The sequence below is a fragment of the Nitrosospira sp. TNL300 genome, from assembly GCF_055385915.1.
This window is the reverse complement of the sequence record NZ_AP041005.1, coordinates 1,206,920-1,224,048: the sequence shown is the minus strand read 5'-3', so window position 1 is coordinate 1,224,048 and position 17,129 is coordinate 1,206,920. Positions and strand designations below refer to the sequence as shown.

Here is a 17,129-nt window from a genome sequence, read left to right as displayed (position 1 = left end):
GCTTCTATTGAAGGATTGAACAAAGAACCTGTTGCGGCATCTAATCCGCTTTGTCACGTCTCCCCTCGGCATTCACCTCCGGATCAGGTTCCTTCCCGTGAGTATGATTTAACGAATAATCAACAACGGTCCGAATGTTCCTGAGTCCTTCCCCCAGTACCCGTACCGGAACAATTTATTGAACCTGTCAGCAATTTCACCTTTTGTGCTACGGAGCTTCCTGTTCCGGCTTTCCATGTGGGTGCTGATCGCAGTTGCAGCCGTCTTTTCGGTTCTGCTGTTGTCTCTCCGCTATTGGCTGTTGCCGAATATCGAACAGTACCGTGAAAACATCGCTTCCGCCATCAGCCATGCTTCCGGCCAATATGTAACGCTGGGCGAGATCAGCGCGAATTGGGACGGGTTCCGTCCTCACATGATGCTGCGTGATGTGCGTGTGCATGATAACGAGGGTGTCACCTTGCTGCTGAACCGCCTTGAAGGCACGTTTTCATGGCGTTCGATATTGCATGGCGAATTGCTTTTTCGTGAAATCGCAATCGATCAGCCTGATTTGATCGTACGTCGAGACGCTGCCGGCGTCATTCATGTCGCCGGATTCGCACTGAAGCAGGAATTTGCCGGAAGTGAAGATGGCTTTTTCGACTGGCTCCTTAACCAGAGGCAAGTCATCATAAACAATGCCAATATCCTCTGGCAGGATGACCAGCGCGCTGCCCCGCAACTGGAACTGCTGGTCAATCTGCGCCTTGAGAACCGAGGCAGACATCATCGCTTCGGCATCCGTGCCGTACCCCCCGCGCGGCTTGCCTCCCACCTCGATATGCGCGGAGATTTCATGGGAGAGTCGCTCGCAAATCCCGGATTGTGGCGGGGCCGGCTTTTCATGCAGATAACCCGCGCCGATATAGCGGCCTGGCGTGCCTGGCTGCCCTTCCCCGAGGAAATAAAGTTGAATCGGGGTGTTGGGGCGCTGCGTATCTGGGCGGGTATCGACGGAGCAGATATGAACAAAGTTACGGCAGACATGCGCCTGCAGAATGTAAAGGCGCGGCTCGCGCCGACTCTGCCCGAATTGAACCTGACCAGGCTGGCAGGCAGGATCGGGTGGCACAAGATAGATGATAAAGGCAGCAACGGCAGTCAACTTTTCGCACGTCGGCTCACCGCTGCGTTTTATGGCAAACCGCCCTTGCCTTTGCTGAATTTTTCGTTGCAGCAGCTTCACCACGATGCCGGCAAACCGGATAGCAACACATTAAGCGTCCAGAATCTGAGACTGGATAAACTGGAGGAGTTGACGAAATACCTGCCGATGAGCGAGCCGCTCCGGACTAAAATCCGCGCCGTTTCCCCCCGCGGTAAACTGCATTCGATGTTGATAAAATGGACGGGCGAATGGCCGACACCCTCTTCTTTCCATGCCATGGGGAGATTTACCAGACTGGGAATGAAAAGGTCCAATAGCATGCCTGCCTTCACTGGTGTCAGCGGGAATATTGACATTACCGAACAGGGGGGCACGCTGAATCTGGATTCCCAAAACACCGTGCTGCAACCGCCGGATACACCCGTTGAACCGATAACGCTGAATATACTTACCGGACAGATAAGATGGAACCTGACCAGCAACGGTTCAAAGTCGATAAAGTTCAGCAATATCTCCTTCTCCAGTGCATATGCAGCCGGGTCAGCCTATGGAAATTACCAGACAGTGCTTGGCAGCCCGGGTATCCTCGACTTGACAACTCATCTCACCCGCGCTGACGTGCCTTCTCTGCTGCGTCTCCTGCCTGCCAAGGGGAGGGTGAAAGGGAGCGAGTATTTTCCTGACTGGCTGGGCGAATCCATTGTTGCGGGGAATATTTCGAATGCCCGGCTTCACCTAAAGGGGAATCTGGCTCGATCCCTCTTCGCCTCAAGCAATCCCGGCGTCTTCGAATTTGCCGCAAAGATATCGGGCGTGTTGCTCGATCATCTTCCCGGCTGGCCCCGGATAGAGAATCTCGCAGGCAACGTGCACCTTAACGATAATCGCATGGAGATCAATGTTTCTAAAGGAGATATTCTTGGGGCACGCCTGGGGAAGGCAAGATTGATCATTCCTGACATGACTGCCGCCGAGGCGAGACTCAAAACCGAACTGGAAGCGACCGGCGCCACCCATCAGTTTCTGGCATTCGCTGCCGCAAAAACACTGGACACCTACGATAACTGGCTGGTGGACAATACCCGTATTTCTGGCGACGGAAGATTGCTGCTCAAACTTGATACTCCTCTGCGCGGTTCAGGGGAAATCAAACTGTGGGGCAACTACCGATTCATGAACAACCGGATCGATCCGGGTCCACATATTCCCGAGCTGGAGCAATTGAACGGCGCACTGACCTTTACTGGTTCTGAAATAAGAACGAAAAACCTGAGCGGCCGTCTTCTCGGCGGTCCCGTGCTGATCACTTCCTCTGATATGCCAGGCGGTGGCGTACGTTTTTCCGCTATCGGCAAGGTCAATTTCGACAACCTGAATGAAGCCTCCCAAGCCAGCACGTCACGCAGCGCCCCTTTCTGGACTCGGCACGTACATGGCAGCAGCGATTGGCAAGCAGCGGTGCTCGTAGACAACCGGTCCACAGATGTGATCGTTGAATCATCCTTGAAGGGAATTTCATCGGATCTGCCCGAGCCGTTGTCGAAGGCCGCGCATGATGCAATACCAGTGAAATTCGAAAGAAAGGCAACGGATATGCAGAGCGAGGAACTGCACCTGAGCTATGGCGAGCGCATCAAGGCAAAGATCAGCCGCGGCCGGGACGATGCCGGTCATTTTTACATGGAGCGCGGTTCCGTCGTTTTCGGTCCCTCAACCGTTTTTCTTCCTGAAGAGCCCGGTATCGTGATAAAGGGTGCATTGCCCGTATTGAATCTCGACCGCTGGCGCCTCTTGCTCAAGCAACTCGAAATCCAATCTGCCGCCCCTTCCAGTTTGAGCGGCTTAAACCTGGATATAGGATCGCTTGGCTTTCTAGGCAGGCAGTTCGATGATGTCAGGCTGGATGCTAACAAAAAAGACGGTCTGTGGTATTGCATGATTGCAAGTGAGGAGGTCAATGGAGGCATCACCTGGAATCCATCCGGCATCGGCAAGATAGTGGCGCGACTGAACAGGCTGATCATTCCTGCAATCCCTCCTTCCGGGCCAGGTACCGTATCCAGGAGCAGGCAACAGGAAAAGGATCTGCCGGCGCTCGATGTAATCGCGGACGACTTTGTTTTTGGCGAGAAACAACTGGGTAAGCTGGAATTGGTTGCAAATCAGGAAGAACGGAACTGGTATATCGACAAACTGCACATTGTCAACCCGGACAGCTCGATAACAATGCGAGGTCTATGGAAAAACCGGGCCGCAACTTCGCAGACGCAGGCTACGGTCAGGCTGGAAGCAAATGACATTGGGAGATTTCTGGAGCGGCTCGGCCTTCCTGATCGCGTAACCAGTGGAAGCGGCACGCTTGAGGGCATCCTGTCCTGGCAGGGGGATCCCCTGTCGATAGATTACTCCACCTTGTATGGCAAGTTTAAGCTTGGCGCAAGACGTGGACAGTTTCCCGGGTTTGAGCCAGGAATTGGCAGGCTCTTTGGCATTTTCAATCTCCGTTCTCTGCCGCGGCGAATCACCCTGGACTTTCGCGATGTGTTCAGTGAAGGTTTCGGATTTGACGACATCTCCGGCAACATATATATCGCGAGTGGTATTGCATCGACGGATGAGCTTAATATAAACGGGCCGGCTGCAAGGGTTACTATGAATGGACAGATGAATCTCGAGGCGGAAACACAAAAACTTCACATCAAGGTTACCCCTTCCTATGGGCTCGCGTCTCCCGTAGTCGGGATGGCATCGGTAATTGCAAACACAGCCATGCAGAAAACACCTGCTCCATCAAGAGACTACAATATTACCGGCACCTGGGCAGATCCTGTCGTAATCCAAATAGGGCAACCCGCTCCGGAACTGGCGGGACCTCAACCATGACCAGAGTCTGCTCACGCAAGGTTATACGACACCCGCCAAACCAGTCCGTGCATTAAATCCAGACATGGTAGCCCGCGGGCGATCTGTGGACAATGCCGGAAGCGGTATCAGTCCCAATACTTTATAAAGACAATCTTTTAAGTTACTCTGTATTCCCCGCTGCCCGGAAAATACACTTTAAATATGCAAGACTCCGTAGCCTGTAACTCACTTCCTCCTGAAACAGCCCACAGGGGGCCGATTCGTGTTGCCGCCATTCAAATGGCGGCAGGTCCAAATATCTACGCCAATCTGGAAGAAGCCGGGCGGCTTCTGGAGATGGCTGCATCACGCGGCGCGAAGCTGGCGGCGCTCCCCGAGTATTTCTGTCTGATGGGAATGGAGGATGCTGATAGAGTAGCGGCACGTGAGCAGGATAATCAGGGGCCGATACAGGAATTCCTGGGCAATACTGCCAGGCGTCTCGGCCTGTGGCTCGTAGGCGGCTCGGTACCCCTGGTTTCTTCCCGCCCTGACAAGGTGCGAAACAGTTGCCTGGTATACAACGACAACGGTGAGCAGGTCGCACGGTACGACAAAATACATTTGTTCGGTCTGGAGCTGGGGGCTGAACGCTATGCCGAAGAAGAAACCATTGAGGCAGGCCAGGGTGTCGTTGCCCTGGAATCCCCCTTTGGCCGCATCGGCCTTTCCATCTGCTACGATATCCGCTTTCCCGAGCTTTACCGTTCCATGGGACAGGTAGACATTATCTTCGCCCCGGCGGCTTTTACCGCCACCACGGGCAAGGCGCACTGGGAAACCTTGATTCGCGCCCGCGCCATCGAAAATCTGGCATACGTCGTTGCGCCTGCTCAGGGGGGATACCATATCAATGGGCGGGAAACCCATGGGGACAGCATGATAGTCGATCCCTGGGGCGTGGTGCTGGACCGCCTCCCGCGCGGACCAGGAGTCGTCATCGCGGATATCGATCCGGAATACCAGGCGAGCTTGCGCAGCAGCCTGCCTGCCTTGAATCACCGCACGCTGCGTCACTGCTGAATTCCATTGAACCTTGTTCTCCTTCTCCACCACTAACTACCATGATTACAGAACAGACTATCCAGGTTAACGATCTTTTCGCGACAGCCAACAGTTGTCTGCTTGCACCTCATGAATTGGATGCAACCGGGTTGCAGAACGTGTTCGGCCAGATGCTTGCGCACCGCGTTGATTATGCCGACCTGTATTTTCAGTATAGCCGGGCCGAGGGCTGGGCTCTGGAAGAAGGCATAGTCAAATCCGGCAGCTTTAATATCGATCAGGGCGTGGGTGTACGGGCAGTCAGCGGAGACAAGACCGCTTTTGCGTATTCGGACGACATCAGCATGCCTGCGCTGGTGTCCGCTGCACAGGCCACGCGAGCCATCGCCCGCCATGGCGTCACGCAATCGGTGCAGGCCGTCAAGCGCAGCAAGGGGCGCGAGCTTTATCTGCCGGAGGATCCGATTGCCAGCCTCAAGGATACGGACAAGGTGGCTTTGCTCGAAAAGCTCGAGAGTTATGCGCGGGCGCTGGACAAACGTGTTATCCAGGTCATGGCCTCCCTCTCAGGGGAATACGAAGTGGTTCTCGTTGCCCGCAGTGATGGTCTTCTGGCAGCTGATGTGCGCCCGCTTGTACGTCTCTCGCTGCAGGTTATCGCCGAGGAAAACGGCAACCGTGAGCAAGGAGTTGCAGGAGGAGGAGGACGCTTCGACTATGCATACTTCACGGATGACGTGCTGCGCGACTATGCTGCAAAAGCGGTTCACCAGGCGGTCGTGAACCTGCATGCAAAACCGGCGCCTGCCGGAACCATGACCGTGGTGCTCGGTGCGGGCTGGCCGGGAATACTGTTGCATGAGGCCATCGGCCACGGGCTGGAAGGAGACTTCAACCGCAAGGGGAGTTCCGCGTTTGCGGGCCGAATCGGCGAACGCGTGGCTGCACCGGGAGTGACGGTGGTGGATGACGGCACTATTGCACGCCGGCGGGGCTCGCTCAATGTCGATGATGAAGGGAATCCCACGCAGTGCACAGTGCTGATCGAAAACGGAATACTCAAGGGTTATTTGCAGGACAGCCTGAATGCACGACTGATGAACGTTCCCGTCACTGGAAATGCAAGACGCGAATCGTTTGCGCACATTCCCATGCCGCGCATGACGAATACGTATATGCTGAATGGGAACAAAACCCCGGAAGAAATCATCGCTTCCGTGAAGCACGGATTATATGCGGTCAATTTCGGCGGGGGACAGGTGGATATCACCAGCGGGAAATTCGTATTTTCGGCTGCGGAAGCCTACATGATCGAAAACGGAAAAATTTCGTATCCGGTGAAAGGCGCCACCCTGATCGGCAACGGTCCCGATATACTCACCCGCGTTTCGATGATCGGTAACGATCTGTCGCTTGATCCCGGTGTGGGCACCTGTGGCAAGGAAGGCCAGAGCGTGCCGGTAGGCGTGGGTCAGCCAACCCTTCGCATAGATGGGTTGACAGTGGGAGGAACGGCGTAGCCTCAATGCCTGATCCAGATATGCCGCAGTTCCAGGTCTGATCGGGGACGACCCTGGAACTGCGACTTCGGTCGCGTCCCAGCCCCAGCCCCATAATACGTTCGATCCTGCCAGGTATTCTCACTGCTCGATCCTCACGATCCGGGTACCCGCAAGCCGGTCATGCAGGAACAATCCATCCCGGTCGAATAACGCCCACAATATCCCGCAACCGAACAAAAAGATGCCGATGACGGCAAAGAGATAGCGTGCGAGCGCCTGCTTCAGATTAAGGTGACCTCCGTCGGCACTGACTACACGCAACTTCCAGGTTTGCATGGGTAATGTTTGTCCACCGTGGGTCCAGAACCAGGTGAAATAAATACCTGCAACCACGAGCAGGTAAAGCTGGAATGCGGGTCGGAAAAAAACGGAACTGGTATCCCGGAAGACAAGATGAAAAACGAAACTGGCGATAAACAGAACCGCAACCAGAATCAGCGATTCATACAGCATACTCAGTAATCTCCGCCCCAGTCCCGGCGCGGAAATTTTCATGGTGTCGGGAAATCCATTCAGGAAGGCTTTCGTATTGGTCTTATTACAGTGCAATATTGAGAAAAAACAGAAAACAACTCAGAAAACCGGGAGACGCCTCTGCCTGTCTGCCTGTGTTGAATCGCCTGCCACAGTGGGATGCTTCATTGCTGATGCTCATGCTCACGCCATTTGCGCTTTATTTCCTGGCGCTTTTCCGGCGGTAATTTCTTGATGGTTTTATACTTCTCACGTACCAGTTCCCGCTGTTCAGGGGTCAGCGAATACCAATCCCGCATCTGCAACTGGGTTCGGTGCTGCTCTTCGGGTGTCATATGCGGATAGCGTCTGGCAATGCCCAGCCATTTCTTCTTCTTTACAGGGTCCATCCCGTTCCACTCCTGTGCGAGCGGAGCCAACGCCTCCTTTTGCTGCGGCTTCAATTCTTCCCAGACAGGTTGACCTGCTTCAACCGGGACCGAAAGTAACAGGCACAGCGCCGATGTGATGGCTATGACTGATTTAACCATTCACCCAACTCATCGTCCAGATAGGCATCTATCGGCAGATCATCCACGAGCAGCATTATCTCGATTTCCTCATTCTCATCACTCTGCTGCAAATTCTGCCAATAAATGGCCCCCGCCAAAGCCAGCAACAATGTTATCACCGATAACAATTTGCCAACCCGTGAATGACCATGGTGCCCCCCTCGCGATGAAGCGACCTGCCCGCTCTGGCCAAGCCGGACGACTGTTTCCGCCACATGGTAATTTTCCAGAGAAGCCCGGCGCGCAGACTGGAGACGATTCAATGTGCCCTGCTTGATGTCATCGAGTCCGCGATCCAGCAACCGCGCCACTTCCCTCCCTATATCAGTTTCACTCATAGTCCGATTCCATGTTTTTTCAACATTGCGGCAAGTGCATGGGCTGCACGGGAACAGTGCGTTTTTACGCTCCCTTCAGAGCACCCCATGATTTTCGCAGTTTCCATAACATCCATTTCCTCCCAGTAACGCAGTAGAAAAGCCTCGCGTTGACGTGCCGGCAGGGTTTCAATAGCCCTCTCGAGCAGATTGATAAGTTGCGACTGCTCGAGCTGTTGGTGGGGATCATTAACCTTAGATGATGACGCATCGGATTGCAAAGTTTCCAGCAGATCGAAATCTTCACTTTCCTTTTCATGATCGGAAGGAATGAATGCTGAAAACAGCGTCGTCCACAGTGAGCGCGTTTTCTGTCGACGATAAAAATCCCGGATGGTATTTTGCAGGATGCGTTGAAACAGGAGAGGTAATTCTTCCAGGGGTTTGGCCGAATATTTCTCGACAAGCTTCATCATCGAGTCCTGAACAATATCCAGGGCAAGATGTTCATCGCGTATGGCAAACAAAGCTTGCTTATAGGCGCGCCGTTCGATTTCAGCCAGAAAATTCGAAAATTCCTGTTTTGTAGCCAGGACGATTCGCCTCTCGGAAGATGACAGAACAGGAGCAAACTCCTCACCGGCGGCAATGTTAGCAAACTTTTGGCGGGTTACTATAGCTGTTTTAACAAAGCAGGTAATGCCAGGTGAAGTTTATTCGTATGCCTCTCCAGGGTCGGGCTTGAGCAAGGTATGAAGAAATACAGTCTTCATGATCCCATGCCCGATATTCGAAAAGCGCGAGAGCGGGACAGTCGCATTTGAGTCCCAATGAGGTTTTTTCGAAGGAGGCTGTTCTGCTCCTGCGACAATTTGTCGCATTGTAGTAATCCTTTTTCTTGCCTATCATGGACGCGGGGTCGTCGGAGATATCTAAAATTCCTTCCCAAAGTTGCCTAAATTTACCCAGAAAAAACCGAAACTGCATCCCGAATATTTGTGCAGTCGCCTGTTAGTGGTACAATTCCGCCTTGAATTGCAAGTGATTCTTAATTAGATTTACATTACCAATGTCAGGTACTCTGAAATTCCGATTCACCTCATCGCCCCGCGGTTTGATCGGTAGCTCTGGCAGTTCCCTGCTTCGGATGGCATTCGTACTGATGTTCTTCATCAATGCTGTCGGCGTTGCCAGTGCGGTGGAAAGCATTCGTCCCTTTACATCGGGAAGCCTCGAGCAAGTGCTTGCATCCCGACCGAACAAACCTTTCATTCTCGTCCTCTGGTCCCTCGATTGCCAGTATTGCCCCACTGAACTCAAAATGCTGAGCGAGCTTGAAAAGAGTCACCCCGGACTGGATGTGGTACTGATTGCTACCGATACGATCGATGATATGCCTCAACTCGCTGACCGGGCGGCAAACTATGGAACCGCCAAGTTCGAACAATGGGTTTTCGCAGAGGATATGCCGGAACGCCTGCGCCAGGAAATCGACGGTCGTTGGTACGGCGAAGTACCGCGGACTTATTTCTATGATCAGAAACATCAGCGCACGGTCAGGATGGGCCTGATCAACAAGTCGCTCGTCGAGGAATGGCTGGCGCGAAATACTGTCGATACCGCCAATGGAAAGCAGAATGGAAAGCATTGAGATGACAGGGCAGGCAATGAACTTGAAGCACAACAGCATATCCTTGTCTGGCTTGATGTTCGTCGTTGTGATCCACGCCGGTTTGCTTTATTTCCTGTTCAAACAACAGCTGATTCCCCCACCGGAACAACTAGCGACACTGATAGTAAATTTCATTCCTTCGCCCCAACCGAAGGAAGAGGCCAAGCCTGAAACGCCACCTCCTCCGCCGAAGCCTAAACCTAAACCTGTAAAGAAACCGCAACCTCAGCAACTCGTTGCAAAGGCGCCGCCACTGACTGAAAGCGAGCCGGTCGCGCCACCTCCTCCACCGGAACCGGCACCCGAAGCCGAGCCTGAAGCCGAACCCGAGCCGGTAGTGGAAGCAGCCCCTGCGCCGCAAATGCCGGCTGGCCCGGTTTCGCTTTCCTCGGAATTATCGGTCGCGTGCCCTCACTTGAATGCGCCGACTTATCCGGCGCTTTCGAAACGGCTCGGCGAGGAAGGAAAGCTCGTATTAAGAGTGGAACTGGATGAAAAAGGATACGTCAATGTGGCACACGTAGTGAACAGCAGTGGTTTCAAACGGCTGGACGAAGCTGCCATGACCGCTGTCAAAACCTGGCGCTGCACACCCACCGTACGCAATGGTCAACCGGTGCGGGCTGTTGCCCTGCAACCCTTCAACTTTGTACTCCAAGGAGATTAACCTAATGCAAACAGGTCTCGGATTTTCAAATTTTCTGGCGCAGCTCGACGGCGTCGGTATGACGGTGCTCATACTGCTGCTTGCGCTCTCTGTAGCAAGCTGGTATCTCATACTGACCAAGGGTATCTCCAATATCATGGCGGGAAAGCAGGCTGATACCTTTCTCAAGCGTTTCTGGAGCGCGGGTTCGTTGCAGGAAGTAAATTCGACGCTGAAAGAGGATTCGGATGACAACGCCTTTGCGCAACTTGCCAGGTTGGCAATGAACGCAGCCGCCGATTCGGAGAAACATGGATTGCAAAATCTCGCGGCAGCGGGCGGCGCGAGCGAATTCATCACCCGCATACTGCGCAATGGCCTCGACCAGGAAGCAGCGCAGGTGGAAAATGGTCTCACCGTGATTGCATCCGCAGGTTCGGCTGCCCCCTATATCGGCTTGTTTGGCACGGTATGGGGCATCTATCACGCCTTGATCCAAATCGGATTATCCGGCCAGGGTACGCTGGACAAGGTAGCAGGTCCCGTGGGAGAAGCGTTGATCATGACAGCGCTCGGGCTGGCGGTGGCAATTCCCGCGGTTTTGGCCTATAACACGTTTGTACGGCGCAATCGCATCTGGCTGGCGCGACTCGATGCCTTTGCCCATGATCTTTTCGTCCTGATCACGGTTGGAACAAAAACAGGCGGATCTCCCGGCGATGAGCGTTCCTTGCGGGTGGTTACTCCGTTGGTTTCCCCCGCGGCGGCACCCGGCGAAAGGAGGTTGTAATGGCATTCGGCAGCATGAACAGCAGTAACCGGCAGCTACCGATGGCTGAAATCAACGTCGTACCATTGGTGGACGTGATGCTGGTACTGCTGGTGATTTTTATCATTACGGCGCCGCTGCTTACGCATTCCGTTAAAATCGATCTGCCGAAGGCATCGAGCAGCCCAAACATCACTCAACCGGAACACGTGGAATTCGCACTGCGTGACGACTCCAGTCTTTACTGGAACGGTGAATCGGTTACAATGGATCAACTGGCGCCGCGGTTCACTGAGGCGGTAGGACAAAATCCAAATATCGAGCTTCATATCCGCGCCGACAAACATGTCCACTACGAGCAGGTAGCGCAGGTGATGTCCATTGCAGCAAAGGCGGGACTGGTGCGAATAGGTTTCGTTACCGACCCTTCAAAAAAATAACAGTTGCCGAAGCACGACTGCAGAAGGAATATCAATCACGGTCAATTCAAGCACTGACAGACACACCGGCAAACGCTTCGTCATTGCGAGGATATAGTTGCATGCCTGACATAATCCGCGACCGGTGGTGGCTACCGTTCGTGGTGCATGGCTCCATCGTAACCACCGCCGTGGGGCTCGGCCTGTTATCCTGGTTCATTGCCGCGCCGATAAAGACGCGTCTCCATGAAACCATTCCCGGCCAGCGGCTCACTGTTCTTGCAACGCCCGATATCGCGATCAGTCTCGATGCCGACAGCAGTGTTGCTGTCACCAATACGGAACCCAGCGGGATTGAACTGTTGCGGGGCAACGCCTTTTTTGATGTCAGGGGTAACCAGCCCGGAAAACTGAATCTGAAGGTGGGAACCACCTACATCAGGGACATTGGCACCCGTTTCAGTGTCAGCAAGCGCATCGGTGGCGGTAGCGTCGCAGTGGCGAATGGACAGGTGGAGATCCTGGTTAAGACCGGAACTTACCTCGTGGGCGCACACGAACGCGCAGATTTTGATGGCATCCAGGTTACCGGCCAGAGGGTGATTGCGGATACCGAGATAGCCCCTTGGCGCCACGCTGACCGGTACTAAATATCTGGATTCCCTTTCCTCCCATTCCTACTCGCCAGCGAGCGGAGTGCAAACCTGTCCATGAAGCCGGTCGCAATCTTCAGGCATTTTCCAATCGAAGGGCCGGGCTATTTCGCCACGTTTCTCGATCGCCATGCCATTCCCTGGCAACTCATAAAAATCGATGCCGGTGAAAGTGTACCTGCCGACGCGGGTCAATTTAGCGGCTTGGTATTCATGGGTGGCCCGATGAGCGTAAATGATGATTTGCCCTGGATCAGAAATGAACTCTCGTTGATCCGCCAGGCAGTGACAAACGATATTCCTGTATTGGGGCACTGTCTCGGCGGTCAATTAATGGCGAAGGCGCTGGGAGGAGTGGTTTCCAAAAGCCCGATCAAGGAAATCGGCTGGGGTGAGGCGAGCACTGCCGATAATCAGTCAGCCCGGGAGTGGTTCGGGAATCTGTCAAAGTGCGAGGTGTTCCACTGGCATGGCGAGATTTTTACTATCCCGGATAACACCACACTGTTGCTTTCCAGCCCCTGGTGTAAAAATCAGGCATTCGCACTGGATAAACACTTGGGATTGCAGTGCCATGTGGAAATGACCGAAGAAATGGTGAAAGACTGGTGCAGCCACGGTGCGGAGGAAATTGCTTCGAGCCCAGGCCCTGCGGTGCAACCTGCAGAGGCAATGCAAGCGGATTTGTCCAGCCGGATATTGGCGTTAAATCAGGTGGCCGAGCGCTTGTATGCAAAATGGATCAACGGAATCGCTCGTTGATCAATCGCGGAAATTCTGAAATTGCAGGGGAAAATCCGTGACCGATTTCTTGACCAGCTGGATGGCGTCTTGCAAAGTGTCCCGCTTTGCGCCTGAAACACGCACGGTATCCCCCTGAATGCTGCCTTGCACCTTGAGTTTGCTGTCCTTGATGAGCCTGATAATTTTTTTAGCCAGCTCGCTTTCCACGCCGGTTTTAACCGTGACGAGCTGCTTCACCTTGTTGCCGCTGATTTTTTCCACCTGACCTTTGTCCAGGGAGCGCACATCGACATTCCGCTTGGCCAGTTTGGCAGTCAGGATGTCGAACACCTGGTCCAGCTTGAATTCATCGTCGGCAAAAACAGTAAGCGTGTAATCCGCCTGCTCCACGCGGGCGTCAGAACCCTTGAAGTCGAAGCGCGTGCCCACTTCCTTATTCACCTGGTCAACTGCGTTTCTAACTTCCTGCTTGTCGACTTCGGAAACGATATCGAATGATGGCATATCAATCTTCTCAAAAGAATCTCATGCAGCTTTCATAAAGCGGGCCTTCCACCTCACGCTGGCGCTGCTCTGTTCATGCATCATCAGAGATGTACAGGTTTCGCCCTCGATTGCATGATACTTGCATCACTTTCAACACCTTTGGTTCCATTGCTGCTGGTAATTCCAGCGCTATTATTTGCGATTTCTCAAATTGGCGGCAATCCGCATCCTGAGTGCATTCAACTTGATGAAACCGGCAGCGTCCGTCTGATTGTACGCACCCTGGTCATCCTCGAAGGTCGCAATATGAGGATCAAACAGCGAATCTGTTTTCGAATCTCTCCCCACGACAATCACATTACCCTTGTAGAGCTTCACCCGCACCCAGCCGTTCACATGGGCCTGTGACGCATCGATCATCGTCTGCATCATTCTGCGTTCGGGGCTCCACCAATAGCCGTTGTAAATCAGTTCGGCATAGCGCGGCATAAGCTCGTCTTTCAAATGTGCGACTTCACGGTCCAGTGTAATGGACTCCATGGCCCGGTGCGCACGCAGCATGATCGTGCCGCCGGGGGTCTCGTAGCACCCGCGGGATTTCATACCGACATACCGGTTTTCGACCAGATCCAGGCGTCCTATCCCGTGCTTGCCCCCCAGTTCATTGAGTCTGGCGAGCAGGCGCGCCGGCGAAAGCTCTTCCCCATTCAATGCAACGATATCGCCCTGCCTGAATTCGAGATCGATATATTCCGGACTGTCCGGTGCTTTTTCGGGCGAAACACTCCAGCGCCACATCGACTCTTCCGGCTCCTGCGCAGGGTCTTCGAGAATACGTCCCTCATACGAAATATGCAGAAGGTTGGCATCCATACTGTAGGGAGAGCCTTCCTTTTTCTTCATTTCCACCGGAATTCCGTGCTGCTCCGCATATTTCAGAAGCTTTTCCCGGGACGTAAGATCCCATTCGCGCCACGGCGCAATCACCTGGATATCCGGTTGAAGCGCATAGTAACCGAGTTCAAAACGCACCTGGTCATTACCTTTCCCGGTCGCGCCATGCGACACGGCGTCCGCACCGGTTTCCCGTGCGATTTCGATCTGGCGCTTGGCAATCAGCGGGCGCGCTATGCTGGTGCCGAGCAGGTACTCTCCTTCATAAATGGTATTGGCGCGAAACATGGGAAAGACGAAATCGCGCACGAATTCTTCGCGCAGGTCATCGATAAAAATTTCCCTCACCCCAAGCTGCTTCGCCTTTGCGCGGGCAGGTTCCACCTCCTCCCCCTGGCCAATGTCCGCGGTGAAGGTGACAACTTCGCACCGATAGGTATCCTGCAGCCACTTCAGGATTACCGATGTATCCAGACCTCCGGAAAATGCCAGGATTACTTTTTTAATCTCAGCGGCATTCGCCTTGTTTTCTTTTCCCATGCTTGTCTCATTGATAAAAAAATGCCGGCTGGACTTCGCCGAATAACCCATATTGAAAATCCTGCTCTATCAGGCGTTATCCAGTCTTCCCAGCAACAGGTATTCAATCAGCGCCTTTTGCGTATGCAGACGGTTCTCCGCCTCGTCCCATACCACCGATTGCGGTCCGTCTATCACTTCCGCCGCCACCTCCTCGCCGCGATGAGCAGGCAGGCAATGCATAAACAACGCATCCTTGCGGGTGTGCGACATCATTTCCTCATCCACCCGAAAATCCGCAAAGTCCCTTTTTCTCTCCTCGGTTTCGGCCTCGAATCCCATGCTGGTCCAGACGTCGGTGGTAACGAGATCTGCGCCTTTTACTGCCTCATGTGGATCGGCGAACTCCTCATAGTGGCTCGTCCCGTAAAGACCTGCCCGTTCCGGCTCCACTTCGTAGCCCCGCGGAGTGGAGACATGCACGTTGAAATCGAATACTTCCGCTGCCTGAAGCCACGTATTGCAAACGTTGTTGGAGTCCCCTATCCACGCCACTGTCTTGCCGGCAATGCTGCCATGGTGCTCGATGAACGTAAAAATATCCCCGATGATCTGACAGGGGTGATATTCATCGGTCAGTCCGTTAATGACCGGGACGCGTGAATGCGCCGCAAACCGCCTGACAATATCATGCTCATGGGTGCGGATCATGACGATATCCACCATCCGCGAAATCACGCGCGCCGCATCTTCAACCGGCTCGCCACGCCCCAACTGGGTGTCACGAGTGGAAAGATAGATTGCCGCCCCGCCCAGCTGGTGCATGCCCGCTTCAAACGAGAGCCTGGTGCGGGTGGAATGCTTGTCGAAGATCATGGCCAGAGTACGGTCTTCCAGCGGCCAGTAGCGCCGGTATTGCTTGAACTCCTGCTTGATCCAGCGTGTGCGCTCGAACAGATACTCGAATTCCTCCCGGGAAAAATCGTTGAACTGTAGGAAATGCTTGATCTGCATATTTTTGGTGTCAGGGGCGAGTCCATTGCGAAAACCATTGCGAAGACTTAAGCCCGGATGACTTCAACCGTTCACTTTTCACGATCGCAAAAAACTCAAGCTGCCAGAAATTCCTTCACAATGGGAGATAAAGTGTTAACTACCTGCTCAGCCTCGCTTCGTTGAATCACGAGCGGCGGTAGCAGACGCACTACCTTGTCGGAGGTTACATTGATGAGAAGGCCTTTTTTCAAAGCTTCCTTCACCAGTTCACCGCACGATCTCGAAAGCTCGATGCCTATCATCAGGCCCTGGCCGCGAATTTCAGTCACATCCGGCAAGTCCCCCAACTGCGCCTTGAACAGGCTGCGCATGAAATCGCCCACTTCCATTGCATTGCGCAGCAGGTCTTCTTCCTCGATTACTTCGAGCGTGACGAGCGCAGCACTGCAGGCGAGCGGGTTTCCACCGAAAGTGGAGGCATGATTGCCTGGCTTGAAGACATTTGCTGCAATACCTTTCGCCAGGCATGCGCCAATGGGCACGCCCGATCCCAGACCTTTGGCGAGCGTAACGACATCCGGTGTGATGCCGCTGTATTGAAAAGCGAACCAGTTGCCGGTTCGGCCAATTCCACACTGCACTTCATCCAGCATCAGCAGCCAGCCGTTCTGGTCACAGAGGTGGCGAAGACCTTGCAGGTAACTTGCCTGCGGCACGTTGACCCCCCCCTCCCCCTGGTAAGGTTCAACCAGGATAGCGACGACGTTCTTGTTGTGTTCCGCAACCTGCGCCACTGCCTCGAGATCATTATAGGGAACCCGTGCAAAACCAGTGAGGAGCGGCTCGAAGCCAGCCTGCACCTTGCGGTTGCCACTTGCAGTCAGAGTCGCCATGGTACGTCCGTGGAAGGATTTTTCCATGACGATAATAGTCGGCAAATCAATATTCTTCCCATGTCCATACAACCTTGCAAGCTTGATGGCTGCCTCATTGGCCTCGGCCCCTGAGTTGCAGAAAAATGCATTCTCCATGCCCGAGAGCGCAGTCAATCTCGTCGCCAGCTGTTCCTGCTTCCTGATATGGTAGAGATTGGAAGTATGGATAAGGGTATTTGCCTGTTCGCAAAGCGCCTTTGCCAGCGCAGGGTGGCAATGCCCCAGCCCGCATACCGCTACTCCGGCAAGCGCATCGAGATAGCGCTTGCCCTCCTCGTCCCATAACCACACTCCCTCCCCCCTCGCAAATGTAACGGGCAGGCGCAGGTAGGTATTCATCAAATTCGACATAGGTAAATTTGCCAGATCAGAATGCAACACGGCGGCATGAGCCGCCGTGCGACGTGGTGAAATTTATTGTGGTTTATTCTGT

The 17,129-nt window shown here is 53.9% G+C and carries 17 protein-coding genes; 9 read left to right on the top strand and 8 right to left on the bottom strand.

All coding sequences use genetic code 11. The features are described 5' to 3' along the window. Window positions 1–178 precede the first annotated feature (178 nt). The 3 genes from ACZ5BW_RS05570 to tldD all read left to right on the top strand — a co-directional run bounded on the left by ACZ5BW_RS05570 (window position 179) and on the right by tldD (window position 6,579). Complete coding sequence (locus ACZ5BW_RS05570) at window positions 179–4,033, top strand: YhdP family protein (protein ID WP_464543288.1); 3,855 nt, start codon at window positions 179–181, stop codon at window positions 4,031–4,033. 183 nt (window positions 4,034–4,216) lie between these two features. Beyond that, the gene (locus ACZ5BW_RS05565) at window positions 4,217–5,077 is read left to right on the top strand and encodes a carbon-nitrogen hydrolase family protein (protein WP_464543287.1); all 861 of its coding nucleotides are present in this window, start codon (window positions 4,217–4,219) and stop codon (window positions 5,075–5,077) included. A gap of 41 nt (window positions 5,078–5,118) precedes the next feature. Continuing rightward, window positions 5,119–6,579, top strand: coding sequence for a metalloprotease TldD (tldD, locus tag ACZ5BW_RS05560; protein ID WP_464543286.1), 1,461 nt, complete (start codon window positions 5,119–5,121; stop codon window positions 6,577–6,579). Between the two features lie 120 nt (window positions 6,580–6,699). On the opposite strand, the gene ACZ5BW_RS05555 is transcribed toward tldD, so the two are convergent. The 4 genes from ACZ5BW_RS05555 to ACZ5BW_RS05540 form a co-directional block, all read right to left on the bottom strand. Beyond that, a complete protein-coding gene (locus ACZ5BW_RS05555; protein ID WP_464543285.1) occupies window positions 6,700–7,116 on the bottom strand; it encodes an RDD family protein in 417 nt (138 codons plus the stop codon). Window positions 7,117–7,259: 143 nt separating this feature from the next. Beyond that, window positions 7,260–7,625 (bottom strand): DUF3106 domain-containing protein, encoded by a 366-nt coding sequence (locus tag ACZ5BW_RS05550; RefSeq protein WP_464543284.1) that lies wholly within the window; start codon window positions 7,623–7,625, stop codon window positions 7,260–7,262. After that, complete coding sequence (locus tag ACZ5BW_RS05545; RefSeq protein WP_464543283.1) at window positions 7,607–7,984, bottom strand: DUF3619 family protein; 378 nt, start codon at window positions 7,982–7,984, stop codon at window positions 7,607–7,609. The genes ACZ5BW_RS05550 and ACZ5BW_RS05545 overlap by 19 nt, the downstream gene beginning before the upstream one ends. Then, window positions 7,981–8,556 carry an RNA polymerase sigma factor gene (locus ACZ5BW_RS05540; RefSeq protein ID WP_464543656.1) on the bottom strand — a complete coding sequence of 192 codons (576 nt, stop codon included), beginning with the start codon at window positions 8,554–8,556 and terminating at the stop codon, window positions 7,981–7,983. The genes ACZ5BW_RS05545 and ACZ5BW_RS05540 overlap by 4 nt, the downstream gene beginning before the upstream one ends. 554 nt (window positions 8,557–9,110) lie before the next feature. Here ACZ5BW_RS05540 and ACZ5BW_RS05535 point away from each other — a divergent pair. The 6 genes from ACZ5BW_RS05535 to ACZ5BW_RS05510 all read left to right on the top strand — a co-directional run bounded on the left by ACZ5BW_RS05535 (window position 9,111) and on the right by ACZ5BW_RS05510 (window position 12,884). Then, complete coding sequence (locus ACZ5BW_RS05535) at window positions 9,111–9,614, top strand: thioredoxin domain-containing protein (protein WP_464543282.1); 504 nt, start codon at window positions 9,111–9,113, stop codon at window positions 9,612–9,614. A gap of 16 nt (window positions 9,615–9,630) precedes the next feature. Beyond that, on the top strand, window positions 9,631–10,302 hold the full coding sequence (locus ACZ5BW_RS05530) for an energy transducer TonB (protein ID WP_464543655.1): 672 nt from the start codon (window positions 9,631–9,633) through the stop codon (window positions 10,300–10,302). Window positions 10,303–10,306: 4 nt separating this feature from the next. Next, on the top strand, window positions 10,307–11,071 hold the full coding sequence (locus tag ACZ5BW_RS05525; protein WP_464543281.1) for a MotA/TolQ/ExbB proton channel family protein: 765 nt from the start codon (window positions 10,307–10,309) through the stop codon (window positions 11,069–11,071). Continuing rightward, window positions 11,071–11,490, top strand: a complete 420-nt coding sequence (locus ACZ5BW_RS05520; protein WP_464543280.1) for an ExbD/TolR family protein — start codon at window positions 11,071–11,073, stop codon at window positions 11,488–11,490. The genes ACZ5BW_RS05525 and ACZ5BW_RS05520 overlap by 1 nt, the downstream gene beginning before the upstream one ends. A 101-nt stretch (window positions 11,491–11,591) precedes the next feature. Continuing rightward, window positions 11,592–12,119 carry a FecR family protein gene (locus tag ACZ5BW_RS05515; protein WP_464543279.1) on the top strand — a complete coding sequence of 176 codons (528 nt, stop codon included), beginning with the start codon at window positions 11,592–11,594 and terminating at the stop codon, window positions 12,117–12,119. A gap of 60 nt (window positions 12,120–12,179) precedes the next feature. Then, complete coding sequence (locus ACZ5BW_RS05510; protein WP_464543278.1) at window positions 12,180–12,884, top strand: type 1 glutamine amidotransferase; 705 nt, start codon at window positions 12,180–12,182, stop codon at window positions 12,882–12,884. Here the strand turns inward: ACZ5BW_RS05510 and ACZ5BW_RS05505 are convergent, their stop codons facing one another. The 4 genes from ACZ5BW_RS05505 to ACZ5BW_RS05490 form a co-directional block, all read right to left on the bottom strand. Then, window positions 12,885–13,370: a YajQ family cyclic di-GMP-binding protein gene (locus ACZ5BW_RS05505; protein ID WP_464543277.1), complete on the bottom strand. Its 486-nt coding sequence runs from the start codon at window positions 13,368–13,370 to the stop codon at window positions 12,885–12,887. 174 nt (window positions 13,371–13,544) lie between these two features. Continuing rightward, window positions 13,545–14,786 (bottom strand): argininosuccinate synthase, encoded by a 1,242-nt coding sequence (locus ACZ5BW_RS05500; protein WP_464543276.1) that lies wholly within the window; start codon window positions 14,784–14,786, stop codon window positions 13,545–13,547. A 69-nt stretch (window positions 14,787–14,855) separates the two neighbouring features. Then, the gene (gene argF / locus ACZ5BW_RS05495; RefSeq protein WP_464543275.1) at window positions 14,856–15,779 is read right to left on the bottom strand and encodes an ornithine carbamoyltransferase; all 924 of its coding nucleotides are present in this window, start codon (window positions 15,777–15,779) and stop codon (window positions 14,856–14,858) included. A 95-nt stretch (window positions 15,780–15,874) separates the two neighbouring features. Continuing rightward, window positions 15,875–17,047 carry an acetylornithine/succinylornithine family transaminase gene (locus ACZ5BW_RS05490; RefSeq protein WP_464543274.1) on the bottom strand — a complete coding sequence of 391 codons (1,173 nt, stop codon included), beginning with the start codon at window positions 17,045–17,047 and terminating at the stop codon, window positions 15,875–15,877. Window positions 17,048–17,129 lie beyond the last annotated feature (82 nt).

Coding starts and splice junctions, on each gene's coding strand:
- ACZ5BW_RS05565 (WP_464543287.1), top strand. CDS start 4,217: ATGCAAGACTCCGTAGCCTGTAACTCACTTCCTCCTGAAACAGCCCAC.
- tldD (WP_464543286.1), top strand. CDS start 5,119: ATGATTACAGAACAGACTATCCAGGTTAACGATCTTTTCGCGACAGCC.
- ACZ5BW_RS05555 (WP_464543285.1), bottom strand. CDS start 7,116: ATGAAAATTTCCGCGCCGGGACTGGGGCGGAGATTACTGAGTATGCTG.
- ACZ5BW_RS05550 (WP_464543284.1), bottom strand. CDS start 7,625: ATGGTTAAATCAGTCATAGCCATCACATCGGCGCTGTGCCTGTTACTT.
- ACZ5BW_RS05545 (WP_464543283.1), bottom strand. CDS start 7,984: ATGAGTGAAACTGATATAGGGAGGGAAGTGGCGCGGTTGCTGGATCGC.
- ACZ5BW_RS05535 (WP_464543282.1), top strand. CDS start 9,111: ATGGCATTCGTACTGATGTTCTTCATCAATGCTGTCGGCGTTGCCAGT.
- ACZ5BW_RS05530 (WP_464543655.1), top strand. CDS start 9,631: ATGAACTTGAAGCACAACAGCATATCCTTGTCTGGCTTGATGTTCGTC.
- ACZ5BW_RS05525 (WP_464543281.1), top strand. CDS start 10,307: ATGCAAACAGGTCTCGGATTTTCAAATTTTCTGGCGCAGCTCGACGGC.
- ACZ5BW_RS05520 (WP_464543280.1), top strand. CDS start 11,071: ATGGCATTCGGCAGCATGAACAGCAGTAACCGGCAGCTACCGATGGCT.
- ACZ5BW_RS05515 (WP_464543279.1), top strand. CDS start 11,592: ATGCCTGACATAATCCGCGACCGGTGGTGGCTACCGTTCGTGGTGCAT.
- ACZ5BW_RS05510 (WP_464543278.1), top strand. CDS start 12,180: ATGAAGCCGGTCGCAATCTTCAGGCATTTTCCAATCGAAGGGCCGGGC.
- ACZ5BW_RS05505 (WP_464543277.1), bottom strand. CDS start 13,370: ATGCCATCATTCGATATCGTTTCCGAAGTCGACAAGCAGGAAGTTAGA.
- ACZ5BW_RS05500 (WP_464543276.1), bottom strand. CDS start 14,786: ATGGGAAAAGAAAACAAGGCGAATGCCGCTGAGATTAAAAAAGTAATC.
- argF (WP_464543275.1), bottom strand. CDS start 15,779: ATGCAGATCAAGCATTTCCTACAGTTCAACGATTTTTCCCGGGAGGAA.
- ACZ5BW_RS05490 (WP_464543274.1), bottom strand. CDS start 17,047: ATGTCGAATTTGATGAATACCTACCTGCGCCTGCCCGTTACATTTGCG.